Origin of the sequence: Tsukamurella sp. DT100, from assembly GCF_049844855.1 — a bacterium.
Lineage (GTDB): Bacteria > Actinomycetota > Actinomycetes > Mycobacteriales > Mycobacteriaceae > Tsukamurella.
Window position 1 is genome coordinate 357,551 of record NZ_JBNCLV010000002.1, and the last position, 19,945, is coordinate 377,495.

Annotated in this window: 17 protein-coding genes; 13 read left to right on the forward strand and 4 right to left on the reverse strand. The window is 71.9% G+C overall.

Going from position 1 to position 19,945, the window contains the following annotated elements; genetic code table 11:
* Positions 1-265: 265 nt before the first annotated feature.
* Positions 266-2,401: a magnesium transporter MgtE N-terminal domain-containing protein gene (locus ACLQ3K_RS05315; protein ID WP_425997606.1), complete on the forward strand. Its 2,136-nt coding sequence runs from the start codon at positions 266-268 to the stop codon at positions 2,399-2,401.
* A gap of 70 nt (positions 2,402-2,471) precedes the next feature.
* On the opposite strand, the gene ACLQ3K_RS05320 is transcribed toward ACLQ3K_RS05315, so the two are convergent.
* Entirely contained in the window at positions 2,472-3,236 is a 765-nt protein-coding gene (locus ACLQ3K_RS05320; RefSeq protein WP_425997608.1) for a class I SAM-dependent methyltransferase, read from the reverse strand.
* A gap of 25 nt (positions 3,237-3,261) precedes the next feature.
* On the opposite strand from ACLQ3K_RS05320, the gene ACLQ3K_RS05325 reads away from it, so the two are divergent.
* From ACLQ3K_RS05325 to ACLQ3K_RS05370, 10 genes are all read left to right on the forward strand, one after another.
* Complete coding sequence (locus ACLQ3K_RS05325) at positions 3,262-4,404, forward strand: glycosyltransferase family 4 protein (RefSeq protein ID WP_425997610.1); 1,143 nt, start codon at positions 3,262-3,264, stop codon at positions 4,402-4,404.
* A 553-nt stretch (positions 4,405-4,957) separates the two neighbouring features.
* On the forward strand, positions 4,958-5,158 hold the full coding sequence (locus ACLQ3K_RS05330; RefSeq protein ID WP_425997612.1) for a hypothetical protein: 201 nt from the start codon (positions 4,958-4,960) through the stop codon (positions 5,156-5,158).
* Positions 5,155-5,790 carry a DUF6968 family protein gene (locus ACLQ3K_RS05335; protein WP_425997613.1) on the forward strand — a complete coding sequence of 212 codons (636 nt, stop codon included), beginning with the start codon at positions 5,155-5,157 and terminating at the stop codon, positions 5,788-5,790. Before ACLQ3K_RS05330 ends, ACLQ3K_RS05335 begins: the two co-directional genes overlap by 4 nt.
* Before the next feature lie 4 nt (positions 5,791-5,794).
* A complete protein-coding gene (locus ACLQ3K_RS05340; protein ID WP_425997615.1) occupies positions 5,795-7,474 on the forward strand; it encodes an FAD-dependent oxidoreductase in 1,680 nt (559 codons plus the stop codon).
* On the forward strand, positions 7,471-8,952 hold the full coding sequence (locus ACLQ3K_RS05345; protein WP_425997617.1) for an ATP-binding protein: 1,482 nt from the start codon (positions 7,471-7,473) through the stop codon (positions 8,950-8,952). The genes ACLQ3K_RS05340 and ACLQ3K_RS05345 overlap by 4 nt, the downstream gene beginning before the upstream one ends.
* Positions 8,949-9,299, forward strand: a complete 351-nt coding sequence (locus ACLQ3K_RS05350; protein WP_425997619.1) for a UBP-type zinc finger domain-containing protein — start codon at positions 8,949-8,951, stop codon at positions 9,297-9,299. Before ACLQ3K_RS05345 ends, ACLQ3K_RS05350 begins: the two co-directional genes overlap by 4 nt.
* Positions 9,300-9,307: 8 nt before the next feature.
* Positions 9,308-10,204 carry a hypothetical protein gene (locus ACLQ3K_RS05355; RefSeq protein WP_425997621.1) on the forward strand — a complete coding sequence of 299 codons (897 nt, stop codon included), beginning with the start codon at positions 9,308-9,310 and terminating at the stop codon, positions 10,202-10,204.
* Positions 10,205-10,229: 25 nt separating this feature from the next.
* Positions 10,230-11,315 (forward strand): S-(hydroxymethyl)mycothiol dehydrogenase, encoded by a 1,086-nt coding sequence (locus ACLQ3K_RS05360; protein ID WP_425997623.1) that lies wholly within the window; start codon positions 10,230-10,232, stop codon positions 11,313-11,315.
* Positions 11,312-11,938, forward strand: a complete 627-nt coding sequence (locus ACLQ3K_RS05365; protein WP_425997626.1) for an MBL fold metallo-hydrolase — start codon at positions 11,312-11,314, stop codon at positions 11,936-11,938. Before ACLQ3K_RS05360 ends, ACLQ3K_RS05365 begins: the two co-directional genes overlap by 4 nt.
* 40 nt (positions 11,939-11,978) lie before the next feature.
* Complete coding sequence (locus tag ACLQ3K_RS05370; protein ID WP_425997628.1) at positions 11,979-12,668, forward strand: hypothetical protein; 690 nt, start codon at positions 11,979-11,981, stop codon at positions 12,666-12,668.
* Here the strand turns inward: ACLQ3K_RS05370 and ACLQ3K_RS05375 are convergent.
* Positions 12,655-14,070: a condensation domain-containing protein gene (locus ACLQ3K_RS05375; RefSeq protein ID WP_224647718.1), complete on the reverse strand. Its 1,416-nt coding sequence runs from the start codon at positions 14,068-14,070 to the stop codon at positions 12,655-12,657. The two genes, ACLQ3K_RS05370 and ACLQ3K_RS05375, sit on opposite strands and share 14 nt — an antisense overlap.
* Positions 14,071-14,270: 200 nt before the next feature.
* Entirely contained in the window at positions 14,271-15,983 is a 1,713-nt protein-coding gene (locus ACLQ3K_RS05380; protein WP_425997631.1) for a hypothetical protein, read from the reverse strand.
* Between the two features lie 29 nt (positions 15,984-16,012).
* Here ACLQ3K_RS05380 and ACLQ3K_RS05385 point away from each other — a divergent pair, with 29 nt between their 5' ends.
* The gene (locus ACLQ3K_RS05385; RefSeq protein WP_224647716.1) at positions 16,013-17,212 is read left to right on the forward strand and encodes a polysaccharide biosynthesis protein; all 1,200 of its coding nucleotides are present in this window, start codon (positions 16,013-16,015) and stop codon (positions 17,210-17,212) included.
* On the opposite strand, the gene ACLQ3K_RS05390 is transcribed toward ACLQ3K_RS05385, so the two are convergent.
* The gene (locus tag ACLQ3K_RS05390; RefSeq protein WP_224647715.1) at positions 17,142-18,485 is read right to left on the reverse strand and encodes a DUF3068 domain-containing protein; all 1,344 of its coding nucleotides are present in this window, start codon (positions 18,483-18,485) and stop codon (positions 17,142-17,144) included. The two genes, ACLQ3K_RS05385 and ACLQ3K_RS05390, sit on opposite strands and share 71 nt — an antisense overlap.
* A gap of 165 nt (positions 18,486-18,650) precedes the next feature.
* Between ACLQ3K_RS05390 and ACLQ3K_RS05395 the strand changes: the two genes are divergently transcribed.
* Entirely contained in the window at positions 18,651-19,886 is a 1,236-nt protein-coding gene (locus tag ACLQ3K_RS05395) for an acyltransferase family protein (RefSeq protein WP_224647714.1), read from the forward strand.
* Positions 19,887-19,945 lie beyond the last annotated feature (59 nt).

Consider the following 19,945-nt stretch of genomic DNA (forward strand, 5'->3'; position numbering starts at 1 on the left):
AAATTGCAAAGATGAGACTGACGCGCAACTCAGCTATTCAGCTCTGACCTGCGCGTATCGCGCACTCGCAAGCAAATATCACGAAATGGTAACGGTTGCATTTCGAAAAGGATTTGCTACTGCCGGGTAGCGAATCCTGTGATTAATCTTCGCGGTGATCGAGCGCACTCACAGCTTCTCTTGTGACGACACACACGCTCAATCATCCGATCGCCGCCATCCGCAGGGCGTGCTGATCGTCACGTGAAGACATCAGGAGAGACCCATGCGTGCTGCCACCCTGCCCACGAACGCCGACCTCGGCCGACGCACCACGTTCAGCTGGAGCCGCACGGGGGTGATCACCCAGGCGATGGCGGCCACCGTCCTCACCGGATCGTTGACCCTCGCCGCGCTGCCGCCGTCGAGCCTCACGGTGCCGACGCCGGCGCAGGTGCTCGCCGTGCCGGCCGCCGCCGCGCCGCTGCGTATCGAGGTCAACACCGTCGGCCTGATCGACCTGCTGCCCGACGCGCTGCTCGTCGCCGAGCTCTCCAGCGCGAATCCCGACAAGTTGGCCCGCGTCCTGGCCCAGGTCCCGCCGGACAAGGTCGCCGCGATCATGGAGAAGATCCCGGCCGACAAGACCGCGAAGATCCTCGAGGCGATGCCGCCCGAGAGCGTCGTCGCCATCATGAACGCGCTCGACGAGAGCAAGCTGACCGCCATCGTCAACGGCCTGCCGCAGAACAAGCTCAACACGATCGTCGCCGGGCTCTCCCAGGAGAAGCTCAACGCCGTGGTCAAGAGCATCCCCGAGGCCAAGCTCATCGAGGTCGTCAAGAGCCTCGACGACAAGACCCTCGGCAAGATCGTCGGCGCGCTGCCGACCGATCGCCTCGTGACCATCGTCTCCGGCCTGGACCAGCAGAAGCTCAAGGACCTGGTCGGCGGCATTCCCACCGATGTCCTCGGCCCCGTCGTCGGCAGCCTGCCCAACGACAAGCTCGCCGCGCTCGTGGCGCAGATCCCCGTCGACAAGCTCGGCGCGGTGGTCGCGACCCTGCCTCCCGCCACGATCGCCAAGCTGGTCGAGGGCCTGCCGACATCCGTGCTCACCGAGGTGATCGGCACCGTCGACCCCGCGAAGATCGGCCCCGCGGTCGCGGCGCTGCCCACCGACAAGCTCAGCGCCCTCGTCGGCTACATCCCCACGGACAAGCTGGCCGCCGTGGTCTCCGGCTTCGACGAGAAGAAGCTCGGCGACATCGTCGGCCTCATCCCGGTCGAGAAGCTCGGCCCCGTGGTCGCCGGCCTGCCCGCCAACAAGCTCACCGCGCTGGTCAAGCAGATCCCCACCGAGAAGCTCATCACCGTGGTCTCGGGCCTCGACGACAAGGTCCTGGCCGACCTCGTCAACGGGATCCCGGTCGAGAAGCTCGGTCCCATCGTCGCGGGCCTGCCCACCGAGAAGCTCATTCAGCTCGTCGGGTCCATCCCCACCGACAAGCTCAAGGACATCGTCGGCGGGCTGCCCGACGACAAGCTGCTCGGCATCATGGACGGCCAGCTCATCGGCCGCGTCGTCTCGCTGGTCGTCGCGAGCCTCGGCACTCCGGGCGGCATCGCGAAGCTCCCCGAGCTGCTGACGGGCGTGGTCGGTGGCGCGGTCGCCGGTGGCGCCCAGCTCATTCCGAACCTCGTCGCGAACATTCCGCTGGTCGGCCCGATCGTCGCCGGCCCGATCGAGTTCGTGGCGAACAACGTCGTGGTGCCCGCGGTGAACCTCGGCCTCAGCCTGCTGCAGCCGGTCTTCTCGCTGATCTCGACCGTGATCTCCCTGCCGGTGTCGCTGGCGACCTCCGTCATCAACGGCGGGGGACTGACGAACCTGTTCGGCGAGGTGACGAAGGGCCTCGCCGGCCTCGGCGGCGCGACCAAGGACCTCACCGGACTGGCGCAGGGCACGTCGGCGCTCGCCGGGGCGGACGCCAGCGGTGCCCGGACGCAGTCGGCCCTGTCGTCGCTGTTCTCGGCGCCGAACGACACGGAGACGGAGGACGCCGCGGCGGGCGACTACGTCGGCAAGCACCGGGTCGCGGAGACGGAGGGCGCCGAGCCGACGACGACGGTCGACGCTCCGACCACCGCGGTCGAGCCGACGAAGACAGTCGAGCCGACGAAGACGGTCGAGCCGACGACGGTGGATCCGACGAAGACCGCCGACCCGACGACGGTCGAGCCGACGGGCACCGTCACCCCCGAGACGGACGAGCAGGCGCCCGCCGACGAGACCTCGGAGGCGCAGACGCCCGCCGCGGACTCGACCGAGAAGCCCGCAGCGGACTCGACCGAGACGCCGGCTGCCGACGCGGGCTCGGACGCCGACGACGCTCCGACGGTCGCGGACTCCGCGGCCTGATCGACCCACCCTCCGGCCCCCTCCGCGATCCGCGGCGGGGGCCGGAGCCGTGTGCGGCACCGTCGGGCGGCTAGCGCTTGCGGAATACCAGCACCAGGTTGGAGACGAGCAGCTCCCGCAGGCCCGGCACGCGGACCAGCCACCACGCCCACGCCGGGTGGTAGCGCGGGAACGCGGCCACGAGCTCCGCGTCGTCGACGGTGGCGGCCCACCGCAGCCCGTCCGCCGCGCCCACCTTGAACAGCGACGTGCCGTAGAGGTTCTTCGGCGGATGCCCGTGCTTGCGCGTGTACATCCGGGCGGCGCGCTCGCCGCCGAGATAGTGCGTCTGACCCATCTCGTGGCCGCCGAACGGGCCGTACCAGAGCGTGTAGCTCAGGATCACCATGCCGCCGGGCCGGGTGACGCGCAGCATCTCGTCGCCCATGGTGCGCCAGTCGCGCACGTGCTCGGCGACGTTGGACGAGAGGCAGACGTCGACGGCACCGTCGGCGACGGGGAGCGCGAGGCCCGAGCCCCGCAGGCCCCGCGAGGACGTGATGCCGGCGGCGTGCGCCTCCGACGGATCGGGCTCGACGGGGATGTAGACCGCGCCGTGTTCGGCGAAGGCGTCCTCGAAGTAGCCGGGCCCGCCGCCCACGTCGAGGACCAGGGCGCCGTCGAGATCCCCGAACAGGTCGCCGGTCAACTCGACGGTGTCGCGCGCGAGCGAGCCGTAGAACCGGGCCGGCTCGGACTGCTCGAACCGGAAGTCGGACAGCAGCCCCACCGACCGGCGCAGCGTGGCGCGGCGGCGGAGGCGTTCAGTGGCCTTCTTCCAGGTCGCGGGGTACACGCAGACGGACGGTACCCTAGGAACCGTGCGTGAAGTCCTCCTGCTGTGTTGGCGTGACACCCGCCACCCGCAGGGCGGCGGCAGTGAGCTGTACCTCGAGCGCGTGGGCGAGGAGCTGGCCGCTCGCGGCGTGCGGGTCACGCTGCGGACCGCGGTGTACCCCGGTGCGGCGCGGGCCGAGACGGTGCGCGGCGTGCGCATCTCCCGTGGCGGCGGCCGCTTCACCGTCTACCCCTTGGCACTGCTCGCGATCGTCCTCGCGCGGTTCGGCCGCGGCCCGCTGCGCGGCATCCGCCCCGACGCGGTGATCGATACGCAGAACGGCATCCCCTTCTTCGCGCGGCTCGTCGCCGGCGTGCCCGTGACGGTGCTCGTGCACCACTGCCACCGCGAGCAGTGGCCCGTCGCGGGCCGGCTCGTGGCGCGGATCGGCTGGTTCATCGAGTCGCGGCTCTCGCCGTGGCTGCACCGGCGCTCGCAGTACCTCACCGTCTCGCTGCCGTCGGCCGAGGAGCTGGCGCTGCTCGGCGTCGGTCCGGAGCGGGTGGCCGTGGTGCGCAACGGGATCGACTCCGTGGCACCCGGGATCGCGGACGTGCGGTCCGCGTCGCCGCGGATGGTCGTGCTCTCGCGGCTCGTGCCGCACAAGCAGATCGAGGACGCACTCGATGTGCTCGCCCGCCTGCGGCGCCGCGTCCCCGACCTGCACCTCGACGTCATCGGCAGCGGCTGGTGGGACTCCGAGTTGTACGCGCACGCCGCGAAGCTCGGCGTCCTCGACCGGGTGACCTTCCACGGCCACGTCACCGAGCAGCGCAAGCACCGCCTGCTCTCGCGGGCCTGGGTGCACGTCATGCCGTCGCGCAAGGAGGGCTGGGGCATCACGGTGATCGAGGCGGCCCAGCACGCGGTGCCGACTGTCGGGTACGTCTCGTCGCGCGGGCTCACGGACTCCGTCGTCGACGGTGCCACCGGCCTGCTGGTCCGCGACCTCTCCGGGCTCACCGAATCGGTGTACACGCTGCTGAGTGACGCTCTGCTGCGGGAGGAGCTCGGCGCGAAGGCGCAGGAGCGGGCGGGGGAGTTCTCCTGGCCCGCGACCGCCGATGGCGTCTCCCGCGTGCTGGCCGCGTCTGTCGCCGGGGAGCGCGTCGGCGGGCTGGTCTGATTCGGCGGGTCACCTGGGTCCGACCGGGGCATGTGTTGCTCCGAGAAGGTGATGCATGCGATGCATCACCGTGTCTGCGCAGGTCGCGGCGTCCGGTGGGGGAGCGAATGTCGCGCGTGGGTCAGTCGGTCCCTCGCCGCAAGCACGGCGTCTGGTGGGGGTTCGACCGTGGGGCGGGCGGATCGGCGTCGCGCGGGGGACGACACCGAGTGAGGGCCAACGCCCAGCGGGTCAAGGCGCGGACTCCGCCGCGACGGCGAGCCCGGCGGGACGCGGTGCGGTGGATTCTTGCCGCTGAGCGGGCACTATCCACCGCACGGTGCCCGACGGAGGCGGCGGCACGGGGAGACGGTCGGTTCGGCAGGGCGCCTTTGCGAGATCGTGCCCGCTGAGCGACCACAATCCCGCACACGTCGTCGGCCGCGGCGGGCGTGCCCTGCGACCCGCGCGGGCTGAGTTTCGGTGGGAATCTGCGGCGGACCATCGGGCGTGTCCTCGACGACTCGCACCGAAGCTCGTCGAGGCACCGACCGGTATCCGTTACCGTGAACACATGATGAGGCAACGTGAGGTAGCGCCGCGAATCGCATGGATCATGATGCTGGTCGGCGGGCTGCTCGGCGTTGCGACGATGCTTCTCGTGGACTGGTCGCAATGGCCGAGCCTCCGGACCGTTCTTGCCATTGTCATGATCGCCGGCTACCTGATCATCGCGGCATCGGGTGCGGTGGGACTCATGAAGTCCCGGCGATGAAGCGCGCTGACGTCGAGACCCGGACCGTGCCGGTCGCGGCGCTCAAGGCGTTCGCCGGGGTGGTGTTCCTGCTGTGGCTCGTGCTGTTCGCGGCGTTCACGCTCCTCGATTGGCCGTTCGACGGCCCGCCGAGTCAGCGGATCGCGCACGGCTTGTTACTCGCGATCGGCCTGACCCTCGCGACGGTAGCGGGCCAACTGTGGCGGACCGCGATCGGGATGGAACCCGCGACGAGCGCGAGCGACGCCCGCTACCTGCTCGGGGGCGTCGCGCTCCTGATCCCGGCGATAGCACTCATGTGGATGGACTACGGCGGCTGGGCGCCCTGGCGCATCGCGGCGGTCATCCTCCTCTTCGCGGCGATGATCGCGCTGGCCGTCCTCAACCTCCGCGACAGGCGGCGACACAAGGGCGAGATCGTGGCACCGATCGCGGCGATGACGGTGCGCACCGCCCGCGGCGACCGCGAGGTCCGCATCGGGCAACCGGAGGGCCTGCACGACCGCTGGGCCACCCGCTGGTCGATCGGGACGCCGGCGGGCACGCTCGAGCGGGTCTCCTACGGCCCGGACCCGCTGCGTTCGCTCACAGCTGCACTCGCCGACGCGGAGGCCGCGACCGCCGTAATCTGAAACGGTGGCTGAATCCGAGAAACGGCGCCCCGCGATCCTGACCGTCGACGACGATCCGAGCGTGTCCCGCGCGGTCGCCCGCGACCTGCGGCGCAAGTACGGCGATGAGTACCGGATCGTCCGCGCGGAGAGCGGCGAGCAGGCCCTCGAGGCGCTCAAGGAGCTCAAGCTCCGCGGCGACCTGGTGGCCGTGATCCTGGCCGACTACCGCATGCCGGGCATGACGGGGCTCGAGTTCCTCGAGGCGGCGATGGACGTCTACCCGGGCGCGCGCCGGCTCCTGCTCACCGCCTACGCGGACACGGGCGCGGCGATCGAGGCGATCAACGTGGTCGACCTGGACCACTACCTGCTCAAGCCCTGGGACCCGCCGGAGGAGAAGCTCTACCCCGTCATCGACGCGCAGCTGGAGGCCTGGCTGTGCAGCGACCACCGGCCCGTGCCGGAGACGAAGGTCGTCGGCCACCGCTGGTCCGCCCGTTCGTCCGAGGTGCGGGAGTTCCTGGCCCGCAACCAGATCCCGTACCGCTGGTACACCGCCGAGTCGCCCGAGGGGCAGCGGCTCCTCGCCGCGGCGGGCAGCGACGGGCAGCAGCTCCCGCTCGTCGCCGCGGCCGACGGAACCGCGCTGAGCGCACCGTCGGACAGCGAGCTCGCGGCGCACGTGGGCCTGAACACCACCCCGTCGGAGGAGTTCTACGACCTGGTGGTCGTCGGCGCCGGACCGGCCGGCCTCGGCGCCGCGGTGTACGGCGCGTCCGAGGGGCTGCGGACGGTGCTCGTCGAGCGGTCCGCGACCGGCGGCCAGGCGGGGCAGAGCTCACGCATCGAGAACTACCTCGGCTTCCCCGACGGGGTCTCGGGTACGCAGCTCACCGACAGGGCGCGGCGGCAGGCCACCAAGTTCGGCGCCGAGATGATCACGGCCGCCGACGTCGTCGCCCTCGAAGTGACGGGCGCCGGGCGGCGCGTGCGCTTCTCCGACGGCACCGTCGTGGGCGCGCACACCGTCATCCTCGCGACGGGCGTCGCCTACCGGCAGCTCGACGCCCCGGGCTTGGAACGGCTCACCGGCGCGGGCATCTTCTACGGCTCGGCGATGACCGAGGCGCCGGCCTGCGCGGGGCAGAACGTCTACATCGTGGGCGGGGCGAACTCCGCGGGCCAGGCCGGCGCCTACCTGTCGAAGGGCGCCCGCTCGGTCACCCTGCTGGTGCGCGGCCCGTCGCTGGAGGCGTCGATGTCCTACTACCTCATCCAGCAGCTGAACGCGATCGAGAACGTGCACGTCAAGCCGCACACCCAGGTGATCGAGGCGCACGGCGACGACCACCTGACGCAGCTCACGCTGCGCGACACCCAGTCGGGCGAGACGGAGCAGGTCCCGGCCGACTTCCTGTTCGTCTTCATCGGTGCGGAGCCGCGCACGGACTGGCTCGACGGCGTCGTCGAGCGCGACGGGCGGGGCTTCCTGCTGACCGGCCCGGACCTCACGCCCGACGGTGCCGCCCCGCCGGGATGGGAACTGGACCGTCCGCCGTTCCACCTGGAGTCGAACGTGCCCGGCATCTTCGTGGCCGGCGACGTCCGATCCGAATCGGCGAAGCGCGTCGCCTCCGCGGTGGGCGAGGGCGCGATGGCCGTGATGTTCGTCCACCGCTATCTGGAAGGAGTCGACTCGTGAGCACTCATGACCCGTGCTTCGTCGACGAACTGCGCACCCTGTTCCTGTTCGAGAAGCTCAGCGACGAGCAACTGGAATGGCTGTGCGAACGCGGCCACGTGGAGACCTTCCCGGCCGGCCCCGTCTACTCGACCGGCGACCCCGCGGACTGGCTGTACGTCCTGCTCAAGGGGACGATCGCGCTGTCGCAGAAGGTGGGCGACGCGGAGGTCGAGACCACCCGCTCCGACCAGCGCGGCGCCTACTCCGGCGCGTGGTCGGCGTTCCTCGGCAAGGGCGGCCCGGCGCAGACGCAGTACAACTCGTCCATGCGTGCGGTGACGGAGGCGCAGTTCTTCATGCTGCCCGCCGCCGACTTCAACGAGGCGATGCACGACTGGTTCCCGATGGCGGTGCATCTGCTGGAGGGCGTCTTCTACGGCGGCCAGCGCAGCCGCCAGATGATCGAGCAGCGGGAGCGCCTGCTGGCGCTGGGGTCGCTGTCCGCCGGCCTCACCCACGAACTGAACAACCCCGCCGGCGCCGCCACCCGCGCGGCGGCGGAGCTGCGCACCCGCGTCGGCGGCATGCGGCACAAGCTGGCCGGCATCGCCAGCGGGAAGCTCGACCGGACGCGCCTGGTGGACCTCGTGAAGTTCCAGGAGGAGGCCGTCGAGGCGGTCGCGGTCGCCCCCGATCTCGGCCCGCTGGAGGCCTCCGACCGCGAGGACGAGCTCATGGACTGGCTCGACGACCACGACATCGGCGACGGGCACGTGCTCGCCCCCGTCTTCGTGGCCGCGGGCCTGCAGACGGACTTCCTCGACCGCGTCGCGGGCTCGCTCGACGACGTCCAGACGCTGTCGGGCGCGCTGCGCTGGCTGTACTACACGGTCGAAACCGAGCTGCTCATGAACGAGATCACCGACTCCACCAACCGGATCTCCACCCTGCTGCAGGCGGCCAAGCAGTACTCGCAGATGGACCGCGCGCCCTTCCAGGTGCTCGACGTCCGCGAGCTGCTCGACAGCACCGTCGTCATGCTCAGCCGCAAACTGGGGCAGGGCGACGTTACGGTGGTCCGGGACTACGACCCCGACCTGCCGGACATCCAGGGCTACGGCGCCGAGCTGAACCAGGTGTGGACCAACCTGATCGACAACGCCGTGCAGGCGATGGACGGCAGCGGCACCCTCACGCTGCGGGCGCACCGCAAGGACGATTCGGTGGTGGTCGAGGTGGCCGACACCGGCAGCGGCATCCCCGCCGACGTGGTGCCCCGCATCTTCGAGCCCTTCTTCACGACCAAGGACGTCGGCCAGGGAACCGGTCTGGGACTGGACATCTCGTGGCGCATCGTGGTGAACAAGCACCAGGGTGACCTGTCGGTGCGCTCGGTTCCGGGGAACACGGTGTTCACCGTGGAACTGCCCATCGCCGGCCCGCAGCGGGACGAGATCGCCGACCCCGGCGACCCGGGAGAAGGGATTCAAGCATGAGCGCACCGACCGATCCGATCGATCCCGCCGTGCCGCCCAGCGGCGCCGGCTGCGTGGAGTGCGACGCCGCGGGTGGCTGGTGGGTTCACCTGCGCCGCTGCGCGAAATGCGGCCACATCGGCTGCTGCGACTCGTCGCCGTCGCAGCACGCCAGCGCCCACGCCCGCGCGAGCGGACACCCCATCGTGCAGAGCTTCGAGCCGGGGGAGGACTGGTTCTGGGACTACGTTTCCGAGGACTACTACGACGGTCCGCGCCTCGCCGACCCGCAGAACCGCCCCGTCGACCAGGCCGTGCCCGGCCCCGCGGGCCGCGTGCCCGCCGACTGGAGGACCCACGTGCATTGAGCGGCGTGATGACGACCGCTGAGATGACGGCCGCCGACCTGCGCCGCTACGGCGAGGACGAGGCCGCCGCGTGGGTGCTGCGGTGCTCCGACGAGGAACTCGAGCGGGTGTTCCAGGTGGCCGGGTACCTGTACGGCCGGGTGAACCCGCTGGCGCGGGCGTGCGCGACCGCCGCCGTCTACGTCTGCGAGGGCGTCCCGCGCGAGCTCCGGCGCACGCGCCGCAAGCCGCAGACCGAGCCCGAGGGGCCGCTCCTGCGTAACGGCAGGTACAGCTCGCTCGCCGTGCGGCGGCAGATCGACGCCCTGCCCCGGTACGGGATCGGGCCGGACCTGGTCGCCTTCTTCGACGACGGTGCCGCAGGCCCGCCCGTCGCGGAGCCCGAGCCCGCGCGCGCCGTGGGAGCGTCCTGGCGGCGCCCCGACTTCGCGGAGCGCGACGACCGCCGTGCCCAGTGGACCACGTGGATCCCCGATGACCTCGAGGAGCGCGTCCGCTGGTCGGTGCGGCGCATCGGCGCCGAGGACGCGATCCTGCCGCACACCTTCTACTCGGTGTTCCCGCTGGCGCCGGACGCCGCGGTGACGGAGGAGCCCACGTCGCTGGAGTTCCTCCAGGCCGCGGGAACGGACGACCGCCTCGTGGTCGAGATCAAGCGCCGCGAGCCCGACGGTGCCCTCCGCCAGTACGTGATCGGCCGCCTGGCGGCGGCCGCCGAGACGGAGACGGAGACCGTCGTCCAGGGCGAGTTCGAGCACCGGGTCCGGCCCGCGGAGGTGCACGCCACGGCGGACGCGGAGGAGCTGTTCGTCCACTACTTGCGGCACCGGGACGCCCCCGCCGGATCGCACCTGCGCGAGCTGTCCGAGTTCTCGTCGCCGCGATCAATGCGAGGATGGCAATAGCCGTATCCGGACCAGGAGGAGAACCGTGCCGCAGACCGTCAGAGGAATCGTCGCCCGCGCGAAGGGGGAGCCCGTCGAAGTCCTCCCGATCGTGATCCCCGACCCGGGGCCCGGTGAGGTGGTGGTCGCGGTGCAGGCGTGCGGCGTCTGCCACACCGACCTGCACTACCGCGAGGGCGGCATCAACGACGAGTTCCCGTTCCTGCTGGGACACGAGGCCGCCGGCGTCGTCGAAACCGTGGGCGAGGGAGTCGATCACGTCGCGCCCGGCGACTTCGTGGTGCTCAACTGGCGGGCCGTGTGCGGGCAGTGCCGCGCCTGCAAGCGCGGCAAGCCGCAGTACTGCTTCGACACGTTCAACGCCACGCAGAAGATGACCCTCGAGGACGGCACCGAGCTCTCGCCCGCCCTCGGCATCGGCGCCTTCGCGGAGAAGACCCTCGTGCACCAGGGCCAGTGCACCAAGGTCGATCCCGAGGCCGACCCCGCCGTCGTGGGGCTCCTCGGCTGCGGCGTGATGGCCGGCCTGGGTGCCGCCGTGAACACCGGCGGCGTCTCCCGCGGCGACACCGTGGCCGTGATCGGTTGCGGCGGTGTGGGAGACGCGGCCATCGCGGGCTCGCGCCTCGTGGGTGCGCGCACCATCATCGCCGTCGACCGGGACCCGAAGAAGCTGGAGTGGGCCCGCGAGCTGGGCGCCACGCACACCGTCGACGCCGCGGAAACCGATGCGGTGGAGGCGATCCAGGAGCTCACCGACGGCTTCGGCGCCGACGTCGTGATCGACGCCGTCGGCCGCCCCGAGACGTGGAAGCAGGCCTTCTACGCCCGCGACCTGGCGGGCACCGTCGTCCTGGTGGGTGTGCCCACCCCGGACCTGACCCTCGACATGCCGCTCATCGACTTCTTCTCGCGCGGTGGCGCTCTCAAGTCGTCCTGGTACGGCGACTGCCTGCCCGAGCGGGACTTCCCGCAGCTCGTCGACCTCTACCGGCAGGGCCGCCTGCCGCTGGAGAAGTTCGTCACCGAGCGGATCGGCCTCGACGAGGTGGAGCAGGCCTTCGCGACCATGCACCGCGGAGAGGTGCTGCGCTCGGTGGTGGTCCTGTGACGCTGCGCGTGGAACGCGTTGTCACCTCAGGTGTATTCAGCCTCGACGGCGGCACCTGGGACGTCGACAACAACGTCTGGCTCGTCGGCGACGACAGCGAGGTCGTGGTGATCGACGCCGCGCACTCCGCCGATCCGATCGTCGACGCCGTCGGTGGGCGCACGGTGCGCGGAATCGTCTGCACCCATGGGCACAACGACCACGTGACCGTCGCGCCGGAGCTGTCCGAACGGCTCGACGCCCCGATCCTGCTGCACCCGGGAGACGACGTGCTCTGGGACATGACCCACCCGGGTGTCGGACACGAGGACCTCGCAGACGACAGCCGGATCGCGGTCGGCGGCACCGAGATCCGCGTGATCCACGCGCCCGGTCACTCGCCGGGATCGGTGTGCCTGTACCTCCCGGAGGCGGGGCAGCTGTTCAGCGGCGACACACTCTTCGCCGGCGGGCCCGGCGCCACCGGCCGCTCGTACAGCGACTTCTCCGTGATCATCGAGTCGATCCGCGACCGGCTGTTCGCGCTGCCGCCGGAGACCGTGGTGAACACCGGCCACGGCGACGGGACGACGCTGGGCACCGAATCGCCTCACCTCGAGGAGTGGATCCGCCGGGGGCACTGATCCCCCGCCCGAATCCGAACCCGGGTTGTATCTTCTTTGCATGACCAGGGTGCAGATGGGGCCGCGGGCGAGCAGGTGGTGGATCGCCTACCTGCTCGTCTTCGGCGCCGCACTGCTCGGCGCGCTGCTGGACCGGCGGTGGGGCACCGCCGCGCTGGTCACGGCGATCCTGATCGCGGGCCTCGTCACGACGGCCGGCTCCCTGCTGATGCAGCTCGCCGTGCACATCGTGGCCTGCGCCTTCGCGGCGCTGTCCGCGGAGATCGCCTTCGCCGCGGGCGACGTCTTCTGGGGCGTCTTCGGCCTGGTGGCGGCCCTCGTACTGGCCGCCCTGGTGCCGCTCGCGCTCCGGGAGGGGTCGGGCGGCCGAATCCGCACCGAGGAACTCGTCGGCCGCACGGTGCCACAGGCCGAGCGGCTGCTCGGCTACCCGCGCGACCGCCAGCCGGGCGATCTCGGTGCGCCCGTCCTCGTGCCCGTCCCCTTCGGTCCGCTGCCCGACGGTGCCGACCGCCGCGCCCGGCTCGTGGTGACGTCGGTGGCCGTCGATCCCGCCGGCCCGTGGATCGCCTTCGGCGTCGCGCCCGCCGCCTACGCGCCCGCTCTCGACAGCCGCGCTCGGGGCACCCTGCAGGCCGAGCTGCACGCCCGCGTCGGCGGCTTCCCCGCCGATCTCCGCCCCGCCCGCACCGTCGCGCCCGCGCGGGCGGAGACCGCTACGCCGAGATGAGGGCGGGGGAGTGGTCGGCCACCTCGACGATGCGGTCGCGGAGGAGGCGGAACACCGTGTCCACCGAGCGGGTCGCCTGCGTCGTGTCCGGATGCATCGCGTTGAAGTCCAGGCCCGACTCGTCGCGGTTGATCCAGGTGAACACCTCGCGCGAGGGCGTAGCGTTGGCGAACACTGAGAAGTCGTGCTGCCGAGCCAGTTCCGCGCCCGGAACCCGCGTGACGTCGATGTAGGAGAGCATCGGCGCGGTGAAGCCGTGCTGCACGGGGAAGCCCGGATCGTCGGCCAGCAGGTCGATGACCGGGTAGACCGGGGTGCGGTCCAGCTGCTTCGCCGTCGCGACCGCCTCGTGCGCGTTGCGTGCGACCTCGTCGAACGTCCCCGAGGCCGAGAACTGCACCGGCACCAGCGTGACGTACCAGCCGACGGCCATCGCGTCGCCCGTCGCGGACCGGTCGGCGCGCGGGATGAGCATGGTGAACAGCTCGTCGCCCGTGAGGTTGTTGTGGACCTGCCCGAGCACCGCGAGGAGTGCGCTGCTCATGTTCGCGCCGGCCCGCTTCGCCGCCGCGCTGAAGCGGGCGGTGCGGTCGGCGTCGATGAACGAGGCGTGCACGGCGATACGGCCCGGTGCCGCCTCGCCGTCGGCGAGCCCCAGCGGCAGGGGGAAGCGCGGCATGCCGCCCGCGCGCCTGAGCGTCTCGCGCCACTGCACCACGTCGGGATGCGTGGGCGTGAGGGTGGCGGCCAGCGTGCGCTGCTCGCGGGTGAACTCGCGGTGCGGGCGCACCGGCACCGGCACGTACGGGGTGCCGCTGCGGGCCGCGGTGTACCGCGAGACGAGCTCGAAGAAGCTCACGGCCTGCGAGACCCCGTCGGTGTACAGGTGGTCCGAGCAGACCACCACCTGGAAGTGCGGGTCGGCTGTGCCGGGGCGCGCGTGCTCGACGCCGGTCACGGCGAAGGCGAAGGCCGCCCACTCGTGCAGCTCCGGCACCGACGACATGAGGTAGTCCTTGACTGTCGCGCCGGGATGCGTTTCCGACGAGGCCTCGACGGCGAGAGCGATCTGCTCCGGAGAAAGCGTGCGTCCGCGCGGATTCGGATCCGTCGACACCGGAAATGCGGTGTGGAAGACGCCGTGCCCGCGCACGAATTCGGTGAAGACCGATTCGACGGTTCTTTCATCGAAAACATCGTGGATCGTGAATGTGGTGAAGACGAGACGCCGGGTGCAGGCCTCGCCGTCGATGCCGCTGCGCAGGTGGTCGGCCTGCACGTAGGACGTGCAGACGTCCAGGTCAGGGGCGGTGCGCATCGCCTCCTTGGTGGTCGCGTCCGGAGCCCAGACGGTCCACTCTCCCGCCGGGCACTGCCACTGCTCTGAGAAACCCGAGATCATGAAGAACATGATGACTAAGTCCATAGCGCGGCAAAAGACGTACGAACAGTGAGAAACCCGACAATTGTCGGGGGTTCACATTTCGTCGTGCATGACGCATCATGTGCATCGCTAATTACAGAACGAAGTAATGGGGGGTGTCGTGCCATGCGGAATGCAAATGAACAGCAGATTTCCTACACGCCGTACGGGAATTCGGGTCACTGCGAGGGGGTCGGCGCGCCGGCACCGTCGGCCCCCGAGATCCGCCGCGCGCGGCCCGTCGCGGCCACCGTCGCCCCGCCCAGCAGCACCGTCGCCCACAGCAGGTGCGCGGTCCACGCCCCGGCCCGCTCCGCCGCTGACGCGGAGACGGTCGCGATCTCGCCGGGCACCCGGTAGAGCCGCAGGTCGGGGGTGTCGATGGCGAGCGTGAGACCGGGGAGCGGCACCGCCGGGAACACCGTCTCGCCGTCCACGAGCACGGCCTCCACGAGAACCCAGCCGACGCCCAGCTCCGCCAGGCGGCCCGCCAGGGCGTCGCCGCCGGCGGCCAGCGCGTCCTCCGCGTCGGACGCCGCGCCAGGCACGCGGTCGACGGAGCGCCCGCCGACCCGGAGTTCACCCGTCTGCAGGACGGGCGCCCGCAGCATCCGCGGCGCGGGGTCGAGGACCGGCGCGCCGGGCCCGTACGCGTACGTCCGGAACATGCCCGGCGGCAGCACCGCGACCGATCCGCGGTCCGCGGGCACCGCCTCGGCGACGGTCCGCCACGACTCCAGGTAGGTCACCGGGGCGAGCGCCCCGCCCACGCCCCACGCCAGGCCCGGCAACACCGCGATCGGCACCGCCACCGCCACCACGGCGCCCGCGGCCCGCGCGGCTGCGGGCACCGCGGCGACCAGTGCCGCGGTGCAGGTCGCGTACAGCGGAAGGGGCAGCGCCACCCACTTCTGCCCGTCGCGCAGCAGCCCGCTACCGGGGATCGCCTGCACCACGGCCTCGAGCAGCGCCGTCCCCGGGCCCGTCGCCGCCAGCGCGGGCAGCACCACCGCGCACAGCGCGAGCAGCGCGAACCGGCCCAGGGGCGGGGAGAACACCCGCGCGCGGAGCACGAGCAGCCCGCCGACCACCAGCGCGAGGGCGAGCGCGGTCCAGAGCCAGGGGGCACCGTCGGGCACGGCCTGCCGGTTCCAGATGCCCCCGAGCCCCAGCAGGGACCCGAGCGTGCCGAGCCCCGGCTCGGCGCGGGCGGCGAAGACCGCGACGCTCGCCGGGTCGGCGCGCACCCCGCTGCCCGAGACCAGCGAGGGATACAGCCACGGCGCGGCCGCGCACACGAACAGTCCGAGCTGCCAGGCCCACCGCCGGGGCGCCGCGACCACGCCCGCGATCAGCGCGAGCACCGCACCCGTCGGCGTCAGGCCGCCCGCCGCGAGGCACGCCGCGAAGCCGCCGAGCTGTGCCCGGCCCTCCAGCCGCAATCCCACGACGACCGCCCAGCCGATCGCCGCGTACCCGGCCAGCAGGCTCCAATGTCCCTGCAGCAGCCGCTCGGCGACGAACGGATTCCACAGGCCCACCGTCGCCGCGGCCAGGCCCGCCCCGAGGCCCGCCTCGCGCCCGACGGCCGCCAGGATCGCGAGCGCGCAGCGCCCGAAGCCCCAGCCGGCCGCGACCAGCGCGACGAACAGCAGCGCCGTCACCAGGAGGCCACCGTCGACCACCTGCGAGCCGACGGCCAGGAGCCAGTCCTGCGGCGTCGCGCGGGCGGCGTTGTCGCCGAGGCCGAGTGCGGTGTCGGTGAGGTACGAGCGGGGCGTGGAGACCGCGTCGCGCAGCAGGAGGTAGCGGCCGCCGACGGCCAGCGGGCCCAGGATCACGGCGGCGAGCACGGCGGACCAGGCGGCGAGGGCCAGGTCGCGCGATCTCATCGACCCGAGCCTACTGACACAATGGCCGGGTGCGAGGTTTGGCGTGGGTCACGATCGGCTCGATGCTGGCCAACCTCTGTTCGTACCTGGTGCACCTGCCCGCGAGCCGCTGGCTCGGGCCCGCCGGATACGGCGAGTTCGCCTCCCTCCTGCAGCTGACGCTGATCCTCGCCGTGCCCGCGCTCGCGCTGCAGACCGTCGTCGCGCGCCAGGTGGTCCGCGGCGCCGGGGCCGCCCAGATGCGGGCGCTGGGCTACCGGATCGCGCTGGGCGCGGGCGTGCTCGCCGCGATCGCGGTGCCGCTGGCCGCCGCCGGCCTGCACACCCGGGCGATCACGGCCGCAGCCGCGCTGGCCGCCGCGCCCGCGCTCGTGCTGCTGGCCGTCGAGCAGGGCCTGCTGCAGGGCGAGCGGCGCTTCGGCCGGCTCGCGGCGCTGCTCGGTTTGGCCGGCCTGGGCAAGCTGATCTTCACCGTGCCCGGACTGCTGCTGGGCCCGGGGCCGGCGCTCCTCGGTACGACGGTGGGCGCGCTCGTCGCCGCCGCGGTCGGCCGGGCGCTGGCCGGGGCCCCGGCGGGGCACGAGGCCGGGCCCGACGCGGGGGTGCGCGCGGTGCTCGGCGCCAGCTCCGTGCAGCTGGTGCTCGTCGTCTTCGCCTCGCTCGACCTGCTGCTCTCGCGGCCCGTCCTCGGCGCGGCCGCGGCCGGCACCTACGCCCTCGGCGCCGTGGCGTCGAAGGTCGCGTTCTGGCTGCCGCAGGCCGTCGGCGTCGTCTTCTACCCGCAGCTCGCGACCCCGGGCCGGGCCCGTGGCGCGCTGCGCACCGTCGTGGGGCTGCTGACGGCCCTGGGCCTGGCGTGCGTCGCCGGGGCGGCGGTGTGCGCCCCGCTCGCGACGCTGCTCGCCGGCGAGGACTACCGGCCCGTGCAGGGGCTGCTGTGGCTGTTCGCGGCGCAGGGTGCGCTCCTGGCGCTGCTGCAGGGCCTGCTGCTCTACGCCATCGCGATCGAACGCACCCGCATGGCGCTGTTCGCGTGGGCGGTGGTCGCGGCCGAGGCGGCGATCCTGCTCACCTTGCCGCGCACCCCCGCCGAAATGATCACCGCCGCGGCGCTGTGTGCGCTCGCGGCGGTGATGGTGATCGGTGCGGTCGTGACCGTCAGCGCTCGTCGCGCTTCCGGAAGTCGATCGCCTCGGTCTGCGACTCGTCCGGCCGGGGCTGGGCGCTGAACGCCTCCGTCGCCGGATCGCCGCCCACGTCGGGCGTGGTGATCGGGTCCTCGTCGAGCGGTGCGGTGGGAGCGGCATCGCCGGAACCGGCGGCGGCCGCCCGGCCCGTGCCCGGTCCGCCCGCGGTGGCCGGGTTGCGGCCCAGGAACAGGGCGAAGACGCCGAGGCCCAGGGCGATCAGGCCGAGGACGCCGCCCGCGACGGGCGCCACGTACTTGGCGACAGCGATCTTGTTCTGCGCCGACTTCGCGACCTCCGCCTGCGAGCGGACCGTCGCATCGACCCAGCGCTGCTTGGCGTCGAAGACGTCGAGCTTGAAGTCGCGGACCTGCTTCGGCGTGTTCGGGGCGACCTGGCCGGGGAGGCGGAACTGCTGCGTGTAGTGCAGCGACTGGTCGACGATGACGCCCGAGGTCGGGTCGACCCACAGGTCCACGTCGGTCTTCGCCCAGCGGTTCAGCGTGATGTCGTCCTTGGGATCGACGCCGCCGATGCCCCACCAGCTCGCGGGCATGGTGAGCACGGTGCCCAGCGTCGGGTCGTTGCTGTCGCGGATCGTGGAGAGGTCCACCCAGCTCTGCTGGCCCTGGAAGTGCAGCGTCTTGGTGCCGCTGACCTCCTTCTCCTCGACGAACTTCAGGCCCACGTTGCTGCGCGTGATGAGGTCGAAGAACTCGTACTTGCCGTCCTGCGTGGTGCCGGCGGGGAAGCGGTACTGCAGGCCCTTGCGGTCGGCGATCTTCACGGCCGGGGTGCTCTCGCCGGGCTGGTAGGTCGCCTCCGAGGTCTTGCCGGTGGGCTCACCCGTCTCGCGGTCGAGGGAGACACGGTCGAGCCAGGCCTGCACCAGGCCGTCGTCGCAGGGACGCTTGTCCTGCACGGCGCCGGTCAGCTGCGGGTGCCGCGGCTCGCCCTTGGTCTTGATCGACGGGACGACCATCGAGCTGCCGGACTGCACCGTCATCGTCGACTCGTCCGACGGAGTGGTCACCAGCGTGCGGGTCTGGGTCGTCACCGAGACGTCGTTGACGACGGCCTTGTCCCGGTTGATCGAGCACATGTCCAGCGACTTCGCGGGGAAGTCGGCATCCGCCTGGGAGTCCGCGACCTTCTCGGACTTCGCCACCGTCGTGGTGTCGATGTCCAGCGGGATCGTCGTCAGCTTGCCCGCGACGTACGCCGGTCCGGCGATCGCGGCCGTGATCAGCAGCGCGCCCAAGAAGATCAGGATCGGACCGATAACGCGCGCCAGCCGGCTACGGCCTACCGCCATCGAAGTGTCTCCTCACAGCTCTCGTGGAGCGCGTACGGGGTTCGCACACGCCGTCGGGGCACGCGGTCGCGCTCCCTTACAAGTACCCGAGCCTACAGGTGGTGCCGGGGTGGCATGGGCCACGCGCGCGGGCGGCGCCCGGATCCCGGGTAGATTCGGTGGACGATGAGCACCGTCGGGACCAGCGAATTCGCATCTGCAAAGCCTGCGGGTGCGGCCGGTTTCGTGCCCGCACTCGAGGGCATGCGCGCGTGCGCGGCGATCGCCGTGATGCTCACCCACACCGCCTTCCAGACCGGTCAGGTGGGTCATTCGGTGATGGGCCGGGTGTGGGGCCGGTTCGACATGGCGGTCGCCCTGTTCTTCGGGCTGTCCGGGTTCCTGCTGTGGCGCGCGCACGCCCGGGCCGCCTGGACGTCCTCCGACGGCCCGCCGACGGGGCGGTACTACCGGTCGCGATTCGTGCGGATCATGCCCGCGTATCTCCTGGTCGCCGTGGTCGCGCTGGCCCTGCTCCCGCGGTCGACGGCCCCGTCGGGCTCCACCTGGCTCGCCAACCTCTCGCTGACCCAGGTCTTCGTGCCCTACTCCCTCACCGACGGGCTGACCCAGATGTGGTCGCTCTCCGTGGAGATGCTCTTCTACCTGCTGCTGCCGTTGGCCGCGCTGGCACTCGTGCGGCTGCGCGGTTCGGCCGCGCGGTGGCGGGTGCCGGCGCTGCTCGCCGTGGCGGCGGTGTCGCTGAGCTGGGCGTGGGTCGGCGCGGCGCTGCCCCTGCCGCCGGGGGTGAACCACCACAACTGGCTGCCCTCGTACGTGCCGTGGTTCGTCGCGGGCATCGTCCTCGCCGAGATCGTGAGCGCTCCGGTCGCCTGGTTCGCTCCGGTGCGGCGCCTGGCGCGCCGTCGCGTGTGCTGGCCGGCGGCGCTCGTGGTGTTCGCCGTGATCTGCACGCCGCTGGGCGGGCCCGTCACGCTCGACACCCCCGAGGCCTGGCAGTTCGCCCTGCGCATGGGACTCGGCGGGGTGCTGGGCTTCCTGCTGCTGGCGCCGCTCGTGTTGGCGCCCGCCTCGGAGCCCTCGCGGTGGCTCGGCTCGGGGTTCATGCTGGCGCTCGGCCGCTGGTCGTACGGCATCTTCATCTGGCACCTCGTGGTGCTCACCGCGATCTTCCCGCTGTTCGCGATCGTGCCCTTCAACGGCGCCTTCCTGAAGGTGACCCTGCTGACGCTGGTCTTCTCGGTCGCCGTCGCGGCCCTGAGCTACGCCTGGGTGGAGGAGCCGGCCCGTCGCTGGCTGGCTCGCCGCGAGGCCCGACGGTCCGCCGCCTCCTCGCCCGCCGAGGCCGCGCAGGCGCGGATCGAGCCGCCGGCCGCGGAGCCCGTCGCGCCGGTGGGGTAGTTCTGCACGGAAGCGATGCGTGCCACGCATACCCCTCGTCGTCGCAGTTCATCGACGTG

Bases quoted from the DNA above. Each gene is read 5' to 3' on its own strand.
- ACLQ3K_RS05350 (WP_425997619.1), top strand. From the start codon at position 8,949: ATGAGCGCACCGACCGATCCGATCGATCCCGCCGTGCCGCCCAGCGGC.
- ACLQ3K_RS05315 (WP_425997606.1), top strand. From the start codon at position 266: ATGCGTGCTGCCACCCTGCCCACGAACGCCGACCTCGGCCGACGCACC.
- ACLQ3K_RS05355 (WP_425997621.1), top strand. From the start codon at position 9,308: ATGACGACCGCTGAGATGACGGCCGCCGACCTGCGCCGCTACGGCGAG.
- ACLQ3K_RS05370 (WP_425997628.1), top strand. From the start codon at position 11,979: ATGACCAGGGTGCAGATGGGGCCGCGGGCGAGCAGGTGGTGGATCGCC.
- ACLQ3K_RS05395 (WP_224647714.1), top strand. From the start codon at position 18,651: ATGAGCACCGTCGGGACCAGCGAATTCGCATCTGCAAAGCCTGCGGGT.
- ACLQ3K_RS05335 (WP_425997613.1), top strand. From the start codon at position 5,155: ATGAAGCGCGCTGACGTCGAGACCCGGACCGTGCCGGTCGCGGCGCTC.
- ACLQ3K_RS05390 (WP_224647715.1), bottom strand. From the start codon at position 18,485: ATGGCGGTAGGCCGTAGCCGGCTGGCGCGCGTTATCGGTCCGATCCTG.
- ACLQ3K_RS05375 (WP_224647718.1), bottom strand. From the start codon at position 14,070: ATGATCTCGGGTTTCTCAGAGCAGTGGCAGTGCCCGGCGGGAGAGTGG.
- ACLQ3K_RS05330 (WP_425997612.1), top strand. From the start codon at position 4,958: ATGATGAGGCAACGTGAGGTAGCGCCGCGAATCGCATGGATCATGATG.
- ACLQ3K_RS05380 (WP_425997631.1), bottom strand. From the start codon at position 15,983: ATGAGATCGCGCGACCTGGCCCTCGCCGCCTGGTCCGCCGTGCTCGCC.